The 17985-nt window shown below is 35.6% G+C and carries 16 protein-coding genes; all 16 read left to right on the forward strand.

The window, feature by feature from the left end; genetic code table 11:
• The first annotated feature begins 15 nt into the window (after nt 1-15).
• The 16 genes from ACIQXJ_RS02195 (at nt 16) to ACIQXJ_RS02270 (ending at nt 17926) form a co-directional block, all read left to right on the forward strand.
• Nucleotides 16-273: a DUF3243 domain-containing protein gene (locus ACIQXJ_RS02195; RefSeq protein ID WP_173477695.1), complete on the forward strand. Its 258-nt coding sequence runs from the start codon at nt 16-18 to the stop codon at nt 271-273.
• A gap of 226 nt (nt 274-499) precedes the next feature.
• Nucleotides 500-1288: a DUF3388 domain-containing protein gene (locus tag ACIQXJ_RS02200; protein ID WP_173477694.1), complete on the forward strand. Its 789-nt coding sequence runs from the start codon at nt 500-502 to the stop codon at nt 1286-1288.
• A gap of 25 nt (nt 1289-1313) precedes the next feature.
• The gene (locus ACIQXJ_RS02205) at nt 1314-2216 is read left to right on the forward strand and encodes a helix-turn-helix domain-containing protein (RefSeq protein ID WP_403049093.1); all 903 of its coding nucleotides are present in this window, start codon (nt 1314-1316) and stop codon (nt 2214-2216) included.
• 48 nt (nt 2217-2264) lie between these two features.
• Nucleotides 2265-2843, forward strand: a complete 579-nt coding sequence (gene pgsA, locus ACIQXJ_RS02210) for a CDP-diacylglycerol--glycerol-3-phosphate 3-phosphatidyltransferase (protein ID WP_403049096.1) — start codon at nt 2265-2267, stop codon at nt 2841-2843.
• Nucleotides 2844-2860: 17 nt separating this feature from the next.
• Nucleotides 2861-4120 carry a competence/damage-inducible protein A gene (locus tag ACIQXJ_RS02215; protein ID WP_403049099.1) on the forward strand — a complete coding sequence of 420 codons (1260 nt, stop codon included), beginning with the start codon at nt 2861-2863 and terminating at the stop codon, nt 4118-4120.
• Nucleotides 4121-4371: 251 nt separating this feature from the next.
• Entirely contained in the window at nt 4372-5439 is a 1068-nt protein-coding gene (gene recA / locus ACIQXJ_RS02220) for a recombinase RecA (RefSeq protein WP_340825757.1), read from the forward strand.
• Between the two features lie 743 nt (nt 5440-6182).
• On the forward strand, nt 6183-7742 hold the full coding sequence (rny, locus tag ACIQXJ_RS02225) for a ribonuclease Y (protein WP_403049102.1): 1560 nt from the start codon (nt 6183-6185) through the stop codon (nt 7740-7742).
• A 408-nt stretch (nt 7743-8150) separates the two neighbouring features.
• Nucleotides 8151-8846: a YveK family protein gene (locus tag ACIQXJ_RS02230; RefSeq protein ID WP_403049105.1), complete on the forward strand. Its 696-nt coding sequence runs from the start codon at nt 8151-8153 to the stop codon at nt 8844-8846.
• 69 nt (nt 8847-8915) lie between these two features.
• Nucleotides 8916-9578 (forward strand): CpsD/CapB family tyrosine-protein kinase, encoded by a 663-nt coding sequence (locus tag ACIQXJ_RS02235; RefSeq protein WP_403054803.1) that lies wholly within the window; start codon nt 8916-8918, stop codon nt 9576-9578.
• Between the two features lie 40 nt (nt 9579-9618).
• Nucleotides 9619-10374: a tyrosine-protein phosphatase gene (locus ACIQXJ_RS02240; protein WP_403054805.1), complete on the forward strand. Its 756-nt coding sequence runs from the start codon at nt 9619-9621 to the stop codon at nt 10372-10374.
• 89 nt (nt 10375-10463) lie between these two features.
• Nucleotides 10464-11582, forward strand: coding sequence for a glycosyltransferase family 4 protein (locus tag ACIQXJ_RS02245; RefSeq protein ID WP_403049108.1), 1119 nt, complete (start codon nt 10464-10466; stop codon nt 11580-11582).
• 61 nt (nt 11583-11643) lie between these two features.
• On the forward strand, nt 11644-12825 hold the full coding sequence (locus ACIQXJ_RS02250) for a glycosyltransferase (RefSeq protein WP_403049111.1): 1182 nt from the start codon (nt 11644-11646) through the stop codon (nt 12823-12825).
• A complete protein-coding gene (locus tag ACIQXJ_RS02255; protein ID WP_403049114.1) occupies nt 12822-14168 on the forward strand; it encodes a hypothetical protein in 1347 nt (448 codons plus the stop codon). The genes ACIQXJ_RS02250 and ACIQXJ_RS02255 overlap by 4 nt, the downstream gene beginning before the upstream one ends.
• A gap of 4 nt (nt 14169-14172) precedes the next feature.
• Nucleotides 14173-15207 carry a glycosyltransferase gene (locus ACIQXJ_RS02260; RefSeq protein WP_403049117.1) on the forward strand — a complete coding sequence of 345 codons (1035 nt, stop codon included), beginning with the start codon at nt 14173-14175 and terminating at the stop codon, nt 15205-15207.
• Complete coding sequence (locus tag ACIQXJ_RS02265; RefSeq protein ID WP_403049120.1) at nt 15207-16715, forward strand: lipopolysaccharide biosynthesis protein; 1509 nt, start codon at nt 15207-15209, stop codon at nt 16713-16715. Before ACIQXJ_RS02260 ends, ACIQXJ_RS02265 begins: the two co-directional genes overlap by 1 nt.
• 89 nt (nt 16716-16804) lie before the next feature.
• Nucleotides 16805-17926, forward strand: a complete 1122-nt coding sequence (locus tag ACIQXJ_RS02270) for an acyltransferase family protein (RefSeq protein ID WP_403049122.1) — start codon at nt 16805-16807, stop codon at nt 17924-17926.
• The last annotated feature ends 59 nt before the right edge of the window (nt 17927-17985 follow it).

Consider the following 17985-nt stretch of genomic DNA (forward strand, 5'->3'; position numbering starts at 1 on the left):
AGGAGGAGGAAACATATGACCATTTTAGAAAACTGGCAAAAATGGACATCTTTTTTAGGACAAAACGTAATGCAAGCTGAATCTAGCGGTATGCCAAAGAAAATGATTCAACAGGCTGCTGTCCAAATTGGTGAGTATTTAGCGACTAATGTCGATCCTAAAAATGAACAAGAGCGAGTGCTGTCGGATTTATGGGGCGTTGCCTCTGATGATGAAAAACATGCATTGGCGAATTGTGTCGTAAAACTTGTGCAAAATAAACATGTGCAATAAAAAAAGAGGAGAGCTAATCTCCTCTTTTTTCTATTAAAAATCGATAATAGTGCGGAAAAGGGAACGTATGTAAGTCTATTTCCAATACTACCAAAAAAAATTAGTAAGAAATTAAAAATAACGCTATAATTCCATGTATTCTAACTTTCCATTACATAAAAAATCAGCTATGATGGAACTTATAAAAGATTTTTTACGTTAACTAATAGGAAGGGAACGAGTGTGTTTGAGCGATTGGTACTTTGAATATGAAATTCAGGTGAATCGCCCTGGATTATTAGGAGATATTGCTTCACTTTTAGGGATGCTTCGTGTCAATATTATATCAATTAATGGTGTCGATGAAGATCGACGTGGTATGTTAGTGCATACAGACAATGATGAAGCAATTGAGCGTTTTCGTACAATTGTTTCGACAATGGAACATATCCACGTTACTAAATTTCGACAACCTAAACTCCGTGATCGTTTAGCTATCAGGCATGGTCATTATATTCCACGAGATGCAGACGAAAAAAATACCTTCCGCTTTGTACGAGATGAACTAGGTATTTTAGTGGATTTTATGGCAGAACTCTTTAAAAAAGAAGGTCATAAGCTCATTGGAATACGCGGGATGCCTCGGGTTGGTAAAACAGAATCTATTGTTGCGGCAAGCGTTTGTGCCAATAAAAAATGGATTTTCTTATCGTCTACAATGATTAAGCAAACTATTCGTAATAAGCTCGCCGGCGATGAATTCAGTGACAATAATATTTTTATATTGGACGGTATTGTTACAAGGCGTTCTGAGGACGAGCGACATTTGCAACTAGTACGTGAAATGATGAATATGCCTTCTATTAAAGTAGTAGAGCATCCTGATATGTTTGTTCAGCATTCTGAATATAAGATTGAGGATTTTGATTATATCATTGAACTACGTCATCACCCTGATGAAGAAATTACTTATGAAATAATGGAAAAAAATCATATGATGTCCGAATCCGATTCATTTGGAGGATTTAATTTTTAATTTGATATTAAAGTAGGTGTTATGAGTGGCAGAATTAGGTACTCGACTGAAAGAGGCGAGACTGTCTAAAGGCTACAGCTTAGACGATTTACAAGAAATAACGAAAATTCAAAAACGTTATTTAGTAGGAATTGAAGAAGGCAATTATTCAATTATGCCAGGTTCGTTTTATGTACGAGCGTTTATTAAACAATATGCTGAGGCTGTAGGGTTAAATCCAGAGGATATTTTAGAGACGTATAAAGGCGAATTGCCAGGCACAAAGAACGACCAAGTTAGCCAATCGATGACTCAAACTTCAACTAGGAGAAAAGTTTCAAAAAGCCCTTCAAATAAAATGATGGAGGCTATGCCAAAAGTCATTGTCGCTTTATTTATTATCGTTATTATTGTTGCAATTTGGGTCCTTTTACAATCAAAAAGCAAAACTGGAACAAATGAATATGATGATTCGACACCAGTGGTGGAGTACGATAAAAAACCAAAACCAATTGATAGTGAAAAAGAAAAAGCGGAAGAAGATAAAAAGGCACAAGCTGATGCGACTAAAGAGCAGACAGATGAAACACCAGATGAAAGTAAAACTGAAGAAGATGTTAAGCAAACGATTTCAGCAGGCACAATCGAAGCAGATGGCGCTACAACATCTTACACGTTAACAGGTGCTGATACATTTAAAATACGTATTGAAGTATCGGGTCCTACATTTATTGGTATTCGCGACCAACAGCAACAAGAATTACTAGCAGATACGCGTGTTTATAACGCAGGTGAAGTTGTTGAGTTTGATGCAACAGCGCAAAACTATGCTCGTATTCGTTTAGGCAATTCAACTCAAGCTAAGGTTTATATTAATGACGAACTTATAACGTACGCTCAGCAAATCGTAACGCAAAATATTGTCGTCAATTTCAATAAAGAACAGTAGTCATCCTAATGATGACTACTTTCTTTCATCATGAAAGGTGTTAGAAAAATGAACATTCCAAATAAAATTACCATTTCACGTATCTTGCTTATTCCGTTCTTTGTAATTGTTATGATGTTTGATTTCGGCTGGGGAACAATGAACTTATTTAGTGCAGAAATGCCAGTCCATCATTTTGTAGGAGCTATTATTTTTATCATTGCATCGACGACGGATTGGGTAGATGGTTACTATGCGAGAAAGTATAATCTTGTAACGACGTTTGGTAAATTTTTAGATCCTTTAGCGGATAAATTACTTGTCTCTGCAGCATTTATTTTAATGGTAGAGCTTGGTATGGCACCGGCTTGGGTGATTATTGTTATTATTAGCCGTGAATTTGCGGTAACAGGTTTACGTTTAATTCTTGCAGGTGGTGGAGAAGTCGTAGCGGCGAATCAGCTTGGTAAGATTAAAACATGGGCACAAATTGTAGCTATTGCAGCTGCTCTTTTACACAATACAATTTTTGTGATTTTCGGTATCCCATTTGATACAATAATGCTATATATTGCATTGTTCTTTACACTTTGGTCTGGATGGGATTATTTCTATCTAAATCGACGTGTATTACTTGAGTCTAAATAAGAAAGGTCTTGTGAATCATGAATGCTGAAATCCTTGCAGTTGGCTCAGAGTTATTACTTGGACAGATTTCAAACACAAATGCAAAGTTTATTTCTAATCAGCTTTCTGAGTTAGGAATTAATGTGTTTTATCATACCGTTGTTGGCGATAATTCAAAACGGTTAGAGGAAGCAATAAGCATAGCAGAATCGCGCGCTGATCTTATCATTTTTTCAGGTGGTTTAGGCCCTACAAAGGATGATTTGACGAAGGAGACAATTGCTCGTCATCTTGGTCTAGATCTTGTAATCGATCAAGTTGCATTGTCATACATTGAGCAATTTTTTGCTAAACGAGGCATTGCTATGACGGAAAATAATCGCAAGCAGGCGCTTGTATTAGCAGGTAGTGAGGTGCTAGCTAATCATCATGGTATGGCACCAGGGATGATTTTGACAAAGGATAAGCGTACCTACATTTTACTTCCTGGACCTCCAAAGGAACTGGAGCCGATGTTCCAATTTGAAGCGAAGCCAAAGCTTGGTACAATGCTAAATGACGGCGGAGTCATCGTGTCTCATGTAATGCGCTTTTATGGCATTGGAGAAGCTGAGTTAGAAGTGCGTGTACAAGATATTTTAGATACACAAACAAATCCGACAGTTGCCCCACTAGCTTCTGATGGAGAAGTAACTTTACGTGTAACAGCAAAGGCGCACTCAGAGCAAGAAGCCCAACAGCTTATTGCTGATAAAGTAGCGGAGATTCGCGCTATTGTTGGAGACTTCCAATATGGTATAAATGATGATTCACTTGCCTCGAAAACGGTAGAGATGTTGCAAGATAATAAATTAACGATTTCTGCTGCAGAAAGCTTAACAGCAGGTTTATTTCAATCAGAGCTAGCTGAGATTCCAGGCGTAGGCAATGTTCTTATAGGAGGCGTAGTGACCTATACAGAAGATGCCAAGGTAAAGCAGCTAGGTATCGATCAACAATTACTAGATACTTATGGTATTGTGAGCAGTGAATGTGCTGCAGCAATGGCTAGCGCAGTGCGTGATAAATTTGGCACGGATATTGGTATTGGATTAACAGGAGCAGCTGGCCCTACTGCACATGACCATCAGCCAGTTGGAACGGTATGGATTGGGATTGCTATAGGTGACGAAGAGCCAATAACATATTTACTGCATTTATCAGGTATGCGCAATACAAATCGTTTACGTGCGGTTAAATTTACATTTCATTATTTAATGCAACAATTAGAAGAACGAGGATATATGAAACGATTTTAATTTGCTAGTAGGTTCAGTAGGGTTTAGCCCTAGCTGAAGCAATGCATAGGCTCGAAAAAATTAGGGTGCAATTACGACTGGAGCGTAATTGCTTATAGTTGAAAATGGGAATTTGGGTAGGAAAAACTTATCCAAATTTTTATTTTGGATTAAAATCGAATAAATGTTCGCTTTTTTCTTGCGTGTTCTCAAAAAAACAAGTATAGTAGAGATAGACAATAACAGTGAACAGTTTTGAAGGAGGAAAAATAATGAGTGATCGTAAAGCAGCCTTAGAACAGGCGTTAAAACAAATTGAGAAGAATTTCGGTAAAGGCTCTATTATGAAGCTAGGCGAAAAAACAGATTTAGAAATTGCTACATCTTCTAGTGGTTCATTAGCACTTGATGCAGCATTAGGCATAGGTGGATACCCACGTGGACGTATTATTGAAGTATATGGTCCAGAATCATCAGGTAAAACAACAGTTGCACTACATGCCATTGCGGAAGTACAAGCAAAGGGTGGACAAGCAGCATTTATTGACGCTGAGCATGCGTTAGATCCGATTTATGCTCAAAAATTAGGCGTAAATATCGATGAACTTTTATTATCACAACCAGATACTGGTGAGCAAGCGCTTGAAATTGCAGAAGCGTTAGTGCGTAGTGGTGCTATTGATATTATCGTTATTGACTCTGTTGCAGCGCTAGTACCGAAGGCTGAAATTGAAGGCGATATGGGTGACTCTCACGTTGGTTTACAAGCTCGTTTAATGTCTCAAGCATTACGTAAGCTTTCAGGCGCTATCAATAAATCAAAAACTATCGCTATTTTCATTAACCAAATTCGTGAAAAAATTGGTGTTATGTTCGGTAATCCAGAAACGACACCTGGTGGTCGTGCGCTTAAATTTTACAGCTCAGTACGTTTAGAAGTACGTCGTGCAGAAGCAATCAAACAAGGTAATGATATTATGGGTAACCGTACGAAAATTAAAATTGTAAAAAACAAAGTGGCACCACCATTCCGTACAGCTGAGGTTGATATTATGTACGGTGAAGGGATCTCAAAAGAGGGCGAAACAGTCGATTTAGGTGTAGAATTAGACATCGTTCAAAAAAGTGGATCTTGGTACGCTTATGGCGATGAGCGTCTAGGCCAAGGACGTGAAAACGCAAAACAATATTTAAAAGAAAATCCTGCTGTTTTAGAAGAAATTGCAAATAAAATTCGTTCTTCTTACGGAATTGCCGCAACACAGTATACAATTGCTGCACATGATGACGAGGAAATGGATGAAGAGCTAATGCTTCTTCTTGAAGATGAAAAAAAATAAATATCGTTCTCACTTCTAAAGGAATGAGAATGCTTAGGATGCGACAAAATGCATCAAGAAGTTCACTCTATTTGCATTTTAATAAGTTGGTTAGAGCACATGTCGGTGACTTTTGCTGTAACGCATAGTACGTAAGACGAACAATCCACGCTAGCGAGGGTTGGGGCTTACAGAAATGCTGTGCAGAAAGCGTGCGCTTACAGAGGAAATCAATCAACATAGCAATTCGCTTCAATCTAAATCGTTCTTACTCATAAGAAGTAAGAACGATTTTTTGTTTTTATTGTTAGTTTAATAGAATGAAGTGGTACTGGAATGGATAGATAGCTAACGTAAATTAGAGAGATACTTATGCGTGAAATAGGGTGTAAAATTTTTGATTGGCCAGCTGACAAATAGACGATATGTTCATTTGTCAAAGAAAGTTAAAATAATTGTATTAAGATGACGGTAATTGTGGTAATAATTGTATTGTAACCTTCGTCCTGATAAAAAGAATATTCATCGAAGAAGGCATTTTATCTAGCTCAAAAGTAATAGTTAATATATCCATCTAATGGATATGACTTACTTTTTTTGCTACGGATAGGCGAACAGATGCCCGTCTATCCTTGACAGAGCCTGAGCCTAGCTATACAATTAAATATGTATAATTTCTGAATTATGACTTTAAAATAGGCAGTACAATTTTTGTATGCGCCGACTGAAACTGTATTACCCAAATAGCAAGAGGAGGTGTTCATATGGATGGAATTACTATCATCTCCGCTTTGCTTGGACTCATCGTTGGTGCCGCTGTTAGCTATATCTACATGAAAAAAGTGAATGACTCAAAAATCACTGGTGCTAAACATGTCGCTGAAACAATCGTTGAAGAAGGAAAACGAGAGGCGGAGGCATTAAAGAAAGAAGCACTACTTGAAGCCAAAGATGAAACTCACAAATTTCGCACTGAAGCAGAAAATGACATTCGTGATCGTCGTTTAGAACTTCAAAAACAAGAGAACCGTTTATTGCAAAGAGAAGAGAATCTTGATCGCAAGGATGATGCTCTGAATAAGAGAGAAGCCGGCTTAGAGCGTAAGGAACAAGCTCTAGCTGAAAGACAACAGCATATTGAACAGATGGAAAGCAAAGTGGACGAGCTTGTTGCAGCGCAAAAAACAGAACTAGAGCGTATTTCTGCATTAACAAGAGATGAAGCTAAGACTATTATCTTAAGTGAAGTAGAGAAAGAGCTAGCGACTGATATTGCTGTAATGACGAAAGAATCTGAAATGCGTGTGAAAGAGGAATCTGATAAAAAGGCACGTGAAATTTTATCATTGGCACTGCAACGCTTTGCTGCAGACCACGTTGCAGAAACAACAGTCTCTGTTGTGAACTTGCCAAATGATGAAATGAAAGGTCGTATTATTGGTAGAGAGGGTCGTAATATCCGTACACTCGAAACATTAACAGGAATTGATTTAATTATTGATGATACACCAGAAGCAGTAATTTTATCTGGTTTTGATCCAATTCGTCGTGAAACGGCTCGACTTGCACTTGAAAAACTGGTACAGGATGGTCGTATTCACCCTGCCCGCATCGAAGAAATGGTTGAGAAATCTCGTCGAGAGGTGGATGAACAAATTCGTGAAACAGGGGAACAAACGACATTTGAAATCGGTATTCACAATCTACATCCAGACTTAATGAAGATTTTGGGCCGCATGAAATACCGTACAAGTTACGGGCAAAACGTCCTAAAACATTCAGTGGAGGTTGCACATTTGGCAGGCTTACTAGCTGCTGAGCTTGGTGAAGATGTAGCGTTAGCTCGTCGTGCAGGCCTATTGCATGATATAGGTAAAGCAATCGACCATGAAGTTGAAGGAAGCCATGTTGAAATCGGCGTGGAATTAGCTACGAAATATAAAGAACATCCTGTTGTTATTAATAGTATTGCTTCACACCATGGTGATACAGAAGCGACATCTGTTATTGCAGTATTAGTAGCTGCAGCAGACGCATTATCAGCAGCCCGTCCAGGTGCTCGTAGTGAGACACTGGAAAACTATATTCGCAGACTAGAAAAATTAGAAGAGATTTCTGAAAGCTATGATGGTGTTGAAAAATCATTTGCTATCCAAGCAGGTCGTGAAATCCGAATTATTGTTCAACCAGAAAAAATTGACGATTTAGCATCTCATCGTCTTGCACGTGATATTCGTAAGCGTATTGAAGAAGAACTAGATTATCCAGGTCATATTAAAGTAACTGTTATCCGCGAAACTCGTGCAGTGGAGTATGCAAAATAATAAAATAAGAGGCTCCTCTTGATATTAATCAAGGGGAGTCTCTTTTTATTTGGTTAGTAATTACAAGATTGCACTTAGCATGTATTTGAATGAAAAACACTTAGATTAGATGATTGTGGCCTTATGCAAATCGTCATGCTGTGAAATGAATATATCAGTTCTATTAAGAAGCGTTTCCTGAAAAATGGATTCGCTTTTTGTTTTTGCAAAGCCTCTAACAAGTTAGAGAAAGCCCATAATAATAATAGAAGATATAAGCTTATGTAACATCTATGTCTCTTTATCGACCATGAATAAAAGGGAGATACCGATAATATAATAGGCCATAAAACTTTTTGAATAAAACTTTTTATTATAACTAGTGGATATAGATTAGCTAGCATATGTTAGGTCAAGGGGTGAAGGTCGTTGCAAGAAACTATCACATTACAAGATGTATTGAAAATAGTGCGAAAGCAATTGCTCTATATTATCAGTTTTGCGCTGTTCTTAGCATTAGTCACTGCGTTTCTTAGTTACTTTATAATAAAGCCAACCTATGAGGCGCAGACCCAGCTTTTAGTAAATCAAAAAAATACCGATCAAGCTCTGTTAGGGGTACAGCAAGTAGAAACAAATCTACGCTTAATTAATACGTATAATGTTATTATTCAAAGCCCTGCTATTTTATCTAAAGTAATTAGTCAACTTAATTTAAATAGTACACCTGAAAAATTAAAGGAACAGATTACTGTATCCAACGCGAGTAATTCGCAAGTTGTCAATATAGCTGTCCGCGATAAAAAGCCAGAAATGGCAGTCGATATTGCCAATACTGTAGCAGGCATATTTCAAGAGGAAATTCAAGTGTTAATGACAATCGACAATATTAATATTTTGTCAGTAGCAAAATTAGATGACAAGCCTGAGCCTGTAGCACCAAACAAAAATTTATATATTGTGGCGGCTGCCATGATTGGATTCATAATAAGCGCTGGCATTGCGTTATTGATAGAGTGCTTGGATACAACAGTTAAGACAGAGCAAGATATTGAAGAAACAATCGGTTTACCAATTATCGGCATAATAAGTAAAATAACTAGTGCGAGCTATAAAAACATATGATTGAATCCCGTTAAGGAGGAAGGAATAGTGTTTCTTCAAAAAAGAGCCAATAAAAAAAAACTAGTAAAAATGGGCAAGAAGCTTGTGACCGTCGGCAATAGTAATTCCATCGTTTCTGAGCAATTTCGTACAATCCGAACAAACATTACCTTCGCAATGCCGGATCAAGAAATAAAAACAATTTTAGTAACTTCAGCGACGCCAGGTGAAGGGAAATCAACAAATGTGGCCAATTTAGGCGTTGTATTTGCACAAGAAGGGAAAAAAATATTAATTGTAGATGCTGATTTACGTAAGCCTACAATGCATTACACGTTTCGATTACAAAATATAAGGGGGCTGTCAAATTTACTGACAAGACAATATGAAATGTCAGAAGTTTTAAATAGTACAGATATTCCTAATCTTTTTGTAATGACGAGTGGACCAATTCCACCTAACCCGGCTGAGTTACTTTCTTCTAAAACAATGGATAGTGTCATGACGCAACTAATGGGAGAATTTGATATCATTATTTTTGATGCACCACCACTGTTATCTGTAACCGATGCACAAGTATTATCTAATAAATGCCAAGGAACATTACTAATTGTGAATAGTGGTGTAGTGGAAAATACCAGTGTACTTAAAGCCAAATTAAGTCTTGAAGCATCAAAGGCGAATATTTTAGGTGTAGTTTTAAACAATTACAAATTACCTCTTGGCGAATATTATGATCAATATTACCGATAGTGATTAGGCGCAGATAGGGAAGTGAAACGTAGTGATAGATATGCACAGTCATATTTTAGTGAATGTCGATGACGGTCCCGAAACAATAGAAGAGACATTCAGATTATTTGAACAGGCTATTATGGAAGGTATTACAGCAATTATTGCTACTTCACATGCGCTACACCCTAAACATAATGTTCATGTTCATGCAGTACATGAACAAATTGCACAATTACAACAGGAAATTGACAGACGTAACATGCCACTAACACTTTATCCAGGGCATGAGGTGAGATTGGCAGGGAATATTTTGGAGCTGTATAAGAAAGATCAGCTTCTCACATTAGCACATTCAAATTACTTGTTACTTGAGCTTCCATCGGGTTTCATTCCCACATATACACGAACAATCATTTACAACTTGTTGACAGCGGGTATAACGCCAATCATTGCTCATCCGGAACGAAATAAAGCGATAGCAGAAAATCCAAGTCGCTTAGAGAACCTCATACGGGAGGGTGCACTTGCACAAATAACTGCAGGAAGTTTAGCTGGTTTGTTTGGCAAGACTATTCAACAGCTTTCCTTGAAATTAGTTCGATCGAACCTTGTCCATACATATGGTTCGGATGTGCATAATTTAAAAACACGCCCATTCTTATTTGAAAAAGGTCTTAGATTTTTGGAAAAGCAAAAAGAATTGAATGCGGTGGATGACTTTTTAGAAAATAATACGCGAATCATCAATAATCAGCCTTTTATCGTATACGAGCCCGAAAATAACTTCACAAAAAGACGTTGGAAGTTATTTTGAATGGAGCTACATAAAGCTGAAAAGAGCAAGTTGTAGGTAAAGATGCTAGCACGATAGTAGGTATTAAACATATAAGGGGACAGTTTGGGATGAGAGTCGTTTTTATGAGAAGTAATCCAATTTCTCCAGATCCGAGAGTTGAAAAAGAAGTGGACAGCCTTAGAAAAAATGACTGGCATGTTCAAATTTTAGCATGGGATAGAGATAGTAAATATAACGCAAAAGTGGAATTTTTAAAGCGAGCTCACACAATTAAAATTACAAGGTTTGGCATCCCTGCTATATTTGGTGGAGGATTTAAAAAAAACTTCTTTCCACTATTGCGCTTTCAGCTAAAACTATTCCAATGGCTACTTCAAAATAAAAATACGTATGATATTATTCATGCTTGTGATTTTGATACAGCATTTGTAGGTACAGTATGTGCGAAAATACTCCGTAAAAAAGTCATTTATGATATGTTTGATTCCGTTACTGCCCCCTTCAATGGACCTGCAATGATTGGGAAAATAGTTGAAAAAGTAGATGTAGCACTATTAAATAGTGTGGATGCTGTCATTATTTGTACAGAAAAGCGAAGAGGGCAAATAGCTAAAGCATCACCGAAAAAAATTGAAGTTATTTATAATACTCCACTGCATGTGGATTTAAAAGATGATTTAAATTTGAATCAAGATAAAGTAAAAATCGTCTATGTCGGCATACTGGCAAATGAAAGGCTCATTAAGGAACTAGTTGATATCGTAAAAAATAATCCGCGCTACGAATTACATATTGGTGGATTTGGCGAGTATGCAGACGAATTAGCAGACATGGCACTGCAATATGACAACATACTTTTTTACGGAAAAATCCCATATGAAAAAACATTAGCATTAGAAAAAAGTTGTGATATTATGACCGCCATTTATGATCCTGCAGTATCCAACCATTATTACGCTGCCCCAAATAAATTTTATGAGGCACTGATGCTTGGCAAGCCTTTAATTATGGTGAAAAACACAGGCATGTCTGAAGTAGTGGCAGATAATGACTTAGGTGAGCTTATTGATTTTAATCAGGAAAGTCTACAAAAAGGTATTGAAAAGCTAATTGAGCGTAAAAAAGAATGGCCAGAAATTTCACGGAAAATGAAGTTGTTATATGAGGAACATTATAGCTGGAGTGAGATGGAGAAACGCATTATTACATTATACAGCAATTTATAGCAGAAGAAGCTATTTGAAAATTTTACAATAATATTGGGTTTCTAGGGGGTCTTGGGACGAGATGAAGATATTATTTGTTGCGCAAAATTTTCAGATGGGCGGTATTCAAAAAGCTTTAATTAATACATTGAAAGAAGTTTGTGTCGATCAGCAATATGAAATAGATGTGTTTACATTCGGTAAAGGCGAACTCATAAAGGACATTCCCTCTAATGTGCATGTCAATATTGGAGGTTTACTATTACAGCTAATTGCTACCCCGTTTTATGTAGTGAAACAGAGTAAAAACTTGTGGCATATCATCTTACGAATACTATGTATGTTGATCGTACGAGTAATTGGTTCAAACAATTTTTATACATTACTTTTTAAAATGCATCGACCACAAAAACAATATCATATTGCCATTTCTTATTTTAATGATGCACCAAACAGTTACTTTAACCAAGGCACAAATTTGTTTGTAGATAAATTTGTAAGAGCGGATAAAAAGTTTGCGTGGATACATACAGATCCATTAAGGGCGAGCTTTAATTACGAAGTATGTGTTAAAACCTATCAGAATTTCGATAGATTAATATGTGTATCTGAAGCATGTAAGCAAAATTTGCTTAATTTTCTCCCCCAATATCGACATAAAATACAAGTAGTCTATAATTTTTTCCCAATAGCAGAAATTAAAGAACTAGCAACGCAATATCCACCATTTGAAAAAGGAACATTGGATTTAATATCTGTTGGGCGAATGGATAATGCTACTAAAAGGTTCGATCTCATTCCACACATATGTAAGCTTTTAAAGGAATCTTCTAACAATCCTTTTCATTGGCGAATTATAGGCGATGGGCCTGATTTACTTTTTAATAAACGATTAGCGCTTGAATTAGGTGTAGAAGATGTAGTTGAATTTGTCGGTGAATGTAATAATCCGTATCCGTTTATTAAACAGAGCGATGTTTTAATTTTAACTTCAGCGTATGAAGGATATCCGATGGTAGTAGGGGAGGCATTAATATTAGAAACGCCGGTTATTACCACAAATTTTGCGGCAGCGTGTGAACAAATCCACGATGGATGCAACGGTTTGATAGTAAATGGACATGTAGAAGATATGTATGCAGTCATTGTCAATGTAATCAACAATGGCGATTGTCTCCAGAACATGAAAAAATATATTGAAGAAAATCGCTATACAAATCGAAAAGCACAAGAGCAATTAGTATTGGAGTTTGATCGAAAATGAAATTAAAAAATAAAAATTTCAGCATTTGGATCTGTATTATATCCAGTATATTTGTCGTGTTAAAAATGTTTACAGGTAGTAATCTTTTTCTATTTATCTTTATTTGTTTAGTAATTACGGCGATGTTGTTGGATAAACAACAACATAGAATTGATTATTTACTGTTTTTTATTTCATGGGTGTATGTTATTAAGTTCGATTTGACGAGCTATTCACTATTTGTTGTACTTAGTTTTGTTTATATTGTTTTAAGTGTCATGACGCTGTTTATGCAAAACAAAGGGATTTCAACACAGCTTGTCATCACCTATGTTCTTTTTGTATGTTTTGCTGTCACCGCAACGCTGTTTAATAGCGGTAATCTTATCGAAGTGTTGGGCTTTGTATTAAATTATAGTGTGATCTTTTTTGCTGTTCTCTTCATCGATTCGAATGCTTATTTTAGAAGATATACGTATGTGTATGCAATAGGCTTACTAACTGCCGCAATCGTTCGCTGGATAAGTTTTTCCGTTCAAGCGATTGACAGCTTTATTGAGTCAATGACAATTGTCAATACAGTTAAGACGACAAGTGCTATTAATACAAGGTTTACGGGTTTAGATTTAGATCCGAATTATTTCAGTTTGCAAATTCTTATAGCGATTGCTTGTTTATTAGTTCTTTTTTATTACGATAGACAAATGGAAATTAAGCCGATTATGTTCATCATTGTATTAGCGATATTCGGGGTATTTACTTATTCTAAAATGTTTATCATCACTTTTATAGCATTCATTTTATTGACGTTCATTATGTTCGTTAAAAACAATGTAAAAACAGCATTCAAGTTCGCTTCGTTTATGCTAGCAATTTGTGGTGTTCTACTATTTTTTTTTTACGAGAAGTTATTCGAGATTTATTGGATTCGATTTTTTGGAGCAGGAACATCAACAGATGCTATTACGACTGGGCGATTAAGTAGTTGGAATATGTTTGCGGAAGAAATTTTACAAAGTACGAAAATATTCGTTATAGGGGCTGGTTTTGGCACGAGTTTCTCCAATGCAAAAATGGCTCATACGATGTACTTATCAACTCCTTATTATCTTGGGTTAGTAGGAATCGTTCTTGCACTACTATATATTGTGAGCTTAAATAAAGTTCTCCGTCAAAACATTGGTAACAGCGGAAAAACAAACTTTCAACTATTAGCGGTCAACGCTATACCTCTCTATATTATGTTAATCGCCAATGCGGTACTTGATTCATTCGTAATGGATTATTTCCCTTTTCATATTATGTTAATCATGTTTGCGTTAACGCTTCAGAAAAATCAGGAGATAAGTATGACAGGGAGGTGAGGTAATGCCATTTTTAAGTATTATTGTTCCAATCTATAATGTTGGGCACTATTTAAAAGAATGTATAGATAGCATATTGAATCAAAAATTTGAGGATTTTGAGCTAATATTGGTGGATGATGGATCAACGGATAATAGTTCCGAAATATGTGATCACTATGCCGAGCACGATGCAAGAATTGTTGTTATTCACAAAGAAAACGGTGGGCTTGTCAGTGCACGAAAAGCGGGTCTACTTGCCGCTCAAGGCAAATATATTGGCTATGTAGATAGTGATGATTGGATTGAAGCAGACATGTACCAATCTTTATGTGTTGCAGCAAATGTATACGATGTAGACATCGTCATTTGCGATATCGTAGAAAATTATCCAAATCAAGAAGTAAGACGAACACAAATGGTTGCACCTGGATTGTACAAGAAAGAAAGGATGGAAAAAGAAGTTTATCCAATTATGCTGTATGCAGGTGAATATTATAAGTTCGGATTATTTCCTTCTGTCTCCAATAAAATCTTCAAAAATACGCTTATCAAAAAATTTCAATTGAATGTTGATGATACAATCCGCATGGGGGAAGATGTAGCCTGTACATATCCTAGCTTACTTGATGCGGACAGTATTTATATATTAGACAAACAATATTTATATCATTATCGCCAAAGTCCCTCTTCTATGACAGCTAGTTATGATCAAACATTTTTTGAGAAAATCCTCATTTTATATGGGCATTTGAAATATTTTACACGTAGTAATGAAAAAACAGCACCTAATTTTACAAATCAACTACAGTATTATTTTATCTATTTAATTATTGCAGGGGTTAATAATGAATTTAATCGACAAAATGATAAGAGCCTGCGTGAGAAAAGGGCCTTTATCAAAAAAATGATGAAACAGAAAGATATCAACGAGGTGTTACAAGCAATTTGTACAAATGATTTACCGTATAAAACGAAAATTTACATTTGGTTATTGAAGAAACAGTACATTCTACTACTATATGCATTGATTGAGATGAAACGAAGTAGAAGTGACTAATGAGAACAAAGAAGATCATATTAAATTTATTTTCCAATGTTATGTTGCAAATTGTTTCGGCGGTCATTAATTTTATTTTGCCTCGGTTATTTATGACGACTTATGGCTCCGCTACGAATGGTCTAGTTACGTCAATTAAACAATTTTTAAGTTATTTAAAAATTGTAGAAGCGGGAGTTGGCAGTGCTTCCATAGCAGCGCTGTATAAACCGTTGGCCGTGAATGATAAAGAACAGATAAATGGTATTCTTTCAGCAACACATTTTTTTTACAGACGTTCAGGTACTATATTTGTTGTATTAGTAGCCCTATTAGCGATCTTCTATCCGCTAATAGTAGGTAAAGAAGTGAGTCCACTTATAGCTTTTTATATGGTGCTTATTTTAGGAGTTAGTGGCGTATCGGAGTATTTTTTAATCGGAAAATATTTAGTGCTACTAACAGCAGATCAAAAAAGCTACATTATTTACCGTATACAAACATGTTTATTGATCGCTAGTACTATTTTATCCTTCGTTTTATTAACTTATGGTTTTTCAATCGTTGTTGTTGTTGGTAGTTCAAGCATGCTGTTATTACTAGATATTCTTTTTTTAAAAGTATATGTCCAAAAAAAATATCCGTATTTCAATAGTAACGTAAAGCCAAATACACCAGCAATTAAAAAAAAGTGGGATGCTTTAATTCATCAAATTGCCTCATTAGTTGTATTTAATACGCCGTTTATTTTAATTACTATTTTTCTTGGTCTTGCAGAAGTTAGTGTATTTACAGTGTACAATATGGTATTTAATGCTGTTACATTGTTTATTTCAGCTTTTTCTGGTGCGATGTTAGCAGCCTTTGGAGACATACTTGTAAAAGAAGATCGCGATACACTTCAAAAACATTTTCATCATTTCGAATATGTTTTTTTCGCAGTCGTTGCTTTCGGTTATACATGTACAGCCATTTTAATTTTGCCTTTTATAACTATTTATACAGCGGGTATTGAGGATGCAAACTATATAAGACCGTGGTTAGGGGCACTCTTTGTAGTTGTAGGCATTGCCAATGCTATTCGAATTCCTGCAAATACATTAGTCAATTCAGCTGGACATTTTAAAGAGACAAAAATTCGTGCGATTATTGAAGCGGTCATAAACTTTAGTTTCTCCTTTGTTTTAGTACAATTTCTAGGTGTTGAAGGCATTTTGATTGGAGCACTTTGTTCTTATGCATATCGTACATGTGATTTAATACTTTATACGTCTAAAGAGATACTAAAAACTTCAGTTTACGTTACCGTTAAAAAAATTTTACTAAATAGTATTTTGGCATTCATCGCAGCATCACCATTTCTATTTTTTATCGAATTACATATTGCAAGTGTCATTACTTGGTTTGTTGCAGCTGTATGCATTTCTGTATGGACAATGACTGTTGTTTTTGTTGGGAATTTTATTTTCCAACCTACTACGATGCGAGACATTTTGCGGCACTTAAAGCGTGTCATTTCCAACGACTAAAAAGCTTTCCCTACGTTTTTAAGTAAGTTAGATATGCTAGATCACTCATTAAAAATAAGTTTAATTGCTTAGAAATGGCAGGTGGGAAAATGAAGCCAGTTGTTAAGGAAATATTTTTACTAAGGTTTGTAGCCTGTTTGGGAATTGTTTTAATGCATAGTGTCACTTTAGTGTTGGACATATACGATATAGAAGAAAATACTGTGTTTTTTGTACTGACATCTCTTCAATTAGCATTAATGTTTGGGACACCTGTTTTTATTTTTATTTCAGAATTTGTGATTGCCTACTCCTATTCAGATGAATTGCCAAAAAGATTTTATAAAAAACGTTTTTCTTATATTTTTTTACCTTTTATTTTTATAGGGATTGTAGATGCAGCCCTTCATTCTATTAACATAAATAGTGTTGATTTTGAAAAAAAGGTTTTATTAAATTTTTTTGAAGGTGATTTTCACGGTTATTTCATTATCATCATTTTTCAGTTTTACTTGTTGCATCCGTTATTTGTAAAATATATTGTTTCAAAATATCCAGCCTATCAAGTCATCCTTGCAGCATGTCTTATTAATTTTGCTTATCTAGCCTTTTTCAATTTTTTCGACCCATTTAAGTATTTATATTTTCTTCCTTATTTAGAAGTGGAATGGACTGTATTAAATAAGATGCCATTTCCTGCATGGATTGCCTATTTCGTAGTGGCCTATTATTGTGGTAAAAATTATGAACAGTTTATTTCGTTGCTCCATCGCTTTCGTTATGTATTACCAAGTATTTGTTTACTCATGCTAGGTATTTTACTCGCTAGTCAATGGTCTGGATTGATTACTGAAGTTCACTCAAAGAGAATTGATGTTATATTTTACACATTAAGTGTAGCTTTTCTATTGTTTTGGATCGCCAGTAAAATAAGAAACATGCCTCAATTAATTATTTTCATAAGTCGTTACTCTTTTGGCATTTATTTGCTACACCCACTTTTTAATATCATGCTAAAAAGTTTTTTTACGAAATATATAGATGTATTAAGTGCTTCTACTGTTATCGTCAGCACGTTTTTAATCAGCACGGTATGCTCCATTTGCGTTACATATTTACTGAACAAATGGAAGCTCGGACCTTATTTAGTAGGCCAAGTGCATGCCAAAGAAAAAGCAACTAGTAACAAAATTAGAGCGAGCAAAACAAAGCAATTAGTCAATCATCGCTAATGATGTGATTGCTCTTTTAGTGAAAACGAATAAATATAAAATTTATATGCAAGCAAGCA

Origin of the sequence: Lysinibacillus sp. NPDC097868 (genome assembly GCF_044761135.1) — a bacterium.
In the GTDB taxonomy this organism is placed as follows: domain Bacteria; phylum Bacillota; class Bacilli; order Bacillales_A; family Planococcaceae; genus Lysinibacillus.

Bases quoted from the DNA above. Each gene is read 5' to 3' on its own strand.
- ACIQXJ_RS02195 (WP_173477695.1), top strand. From the start codon at position 16: ATGACCATTTTAGAAAACTGGCAAAAATGGACATCTTTTTTAGGACAA.
- pgsA (WP_403049096.1), top strand. From the start codon at position 2,265: ATGAACATTCCAAATAAAATTACCATTTCACGTATCTTGCTTATTCCG.
- ACIQXJ_RS02215 (WP_403049099.1), top strand. From the start codon at position 2,861: ATGAATGCTGAAATCCTTGCAGTTGGCTCAGAGTTATTACTTGGACAG.
- recA (WP_340825757.1), top strand. From the start codon at position 4,372: ATGAGTGATCGTAAAGCAGCCTTAGAACAGGCGTTAAAACAAATTGAG.
- rny (WP_403049102.1), top strand. From the start codon at position 6,183: ATGGATGGAATTACTATCATCTCCGCTTTGCTTGGACTCATCGTTGGT.
- ACIQXJ_RS02235 (WP_403054803.1), top strand. From the start codon at position 8,916: ATGGGCAAGAAGCTTGTGACCGTCGGCAATAGTAATTCCATCGTTTCT.
- ACIQXJ_RS02240 (WP_403054805.1), top strand. From the start codon at position 9,619: ATGCACAGTCATATTTTAGTGAATGTCGATGACGGTCCCGAAACAATA.
- ACIQXJ_RS02245 (WP_403049108.1), top strand. From the start codon at position 10,464: ATGAGAGTCGTTTTTATGAGAAGTAATCCAATTTCTCCAGATCCGAGA.
- ACIQXJ_RS02250 (WP_403049111.1), top strand. From the start codon at position 11,644: ATGAAGATATTATTTGTTGCGCAAAATTTTCAGATGGGCGGTATTCAA.
- ACIQXJ_RS02255 (WP_403049114.1), top strand. From the start codon at position 12,822: ATGAAATTAAAAAATAAAAATTTCAGCATTTGGATCTGTATTATATCC.
- ACIQXJ_RS02260 (WP_403049117.1), top strand. From the start codon at position 14,173: ATGCCATTTTTAAGTATTATTGTTCCAATCTATAATGTTGGGCACTAT.
- ACIQXJ_RS02265 (WP_403049120.1), top strand. From the start codon at position 15,207: ATGAGAACAAAGAAGATCATATTAAATTTATTTTCCAATGTTATGTTG.
- ACIQXJ_RS02270 (WP_403049122.1), top strand. From the start codon at position 16,805: ATGAAGCCAGTTGTTAAGGAAATATTTTTACTAAGGTTTGTAGCCTGT.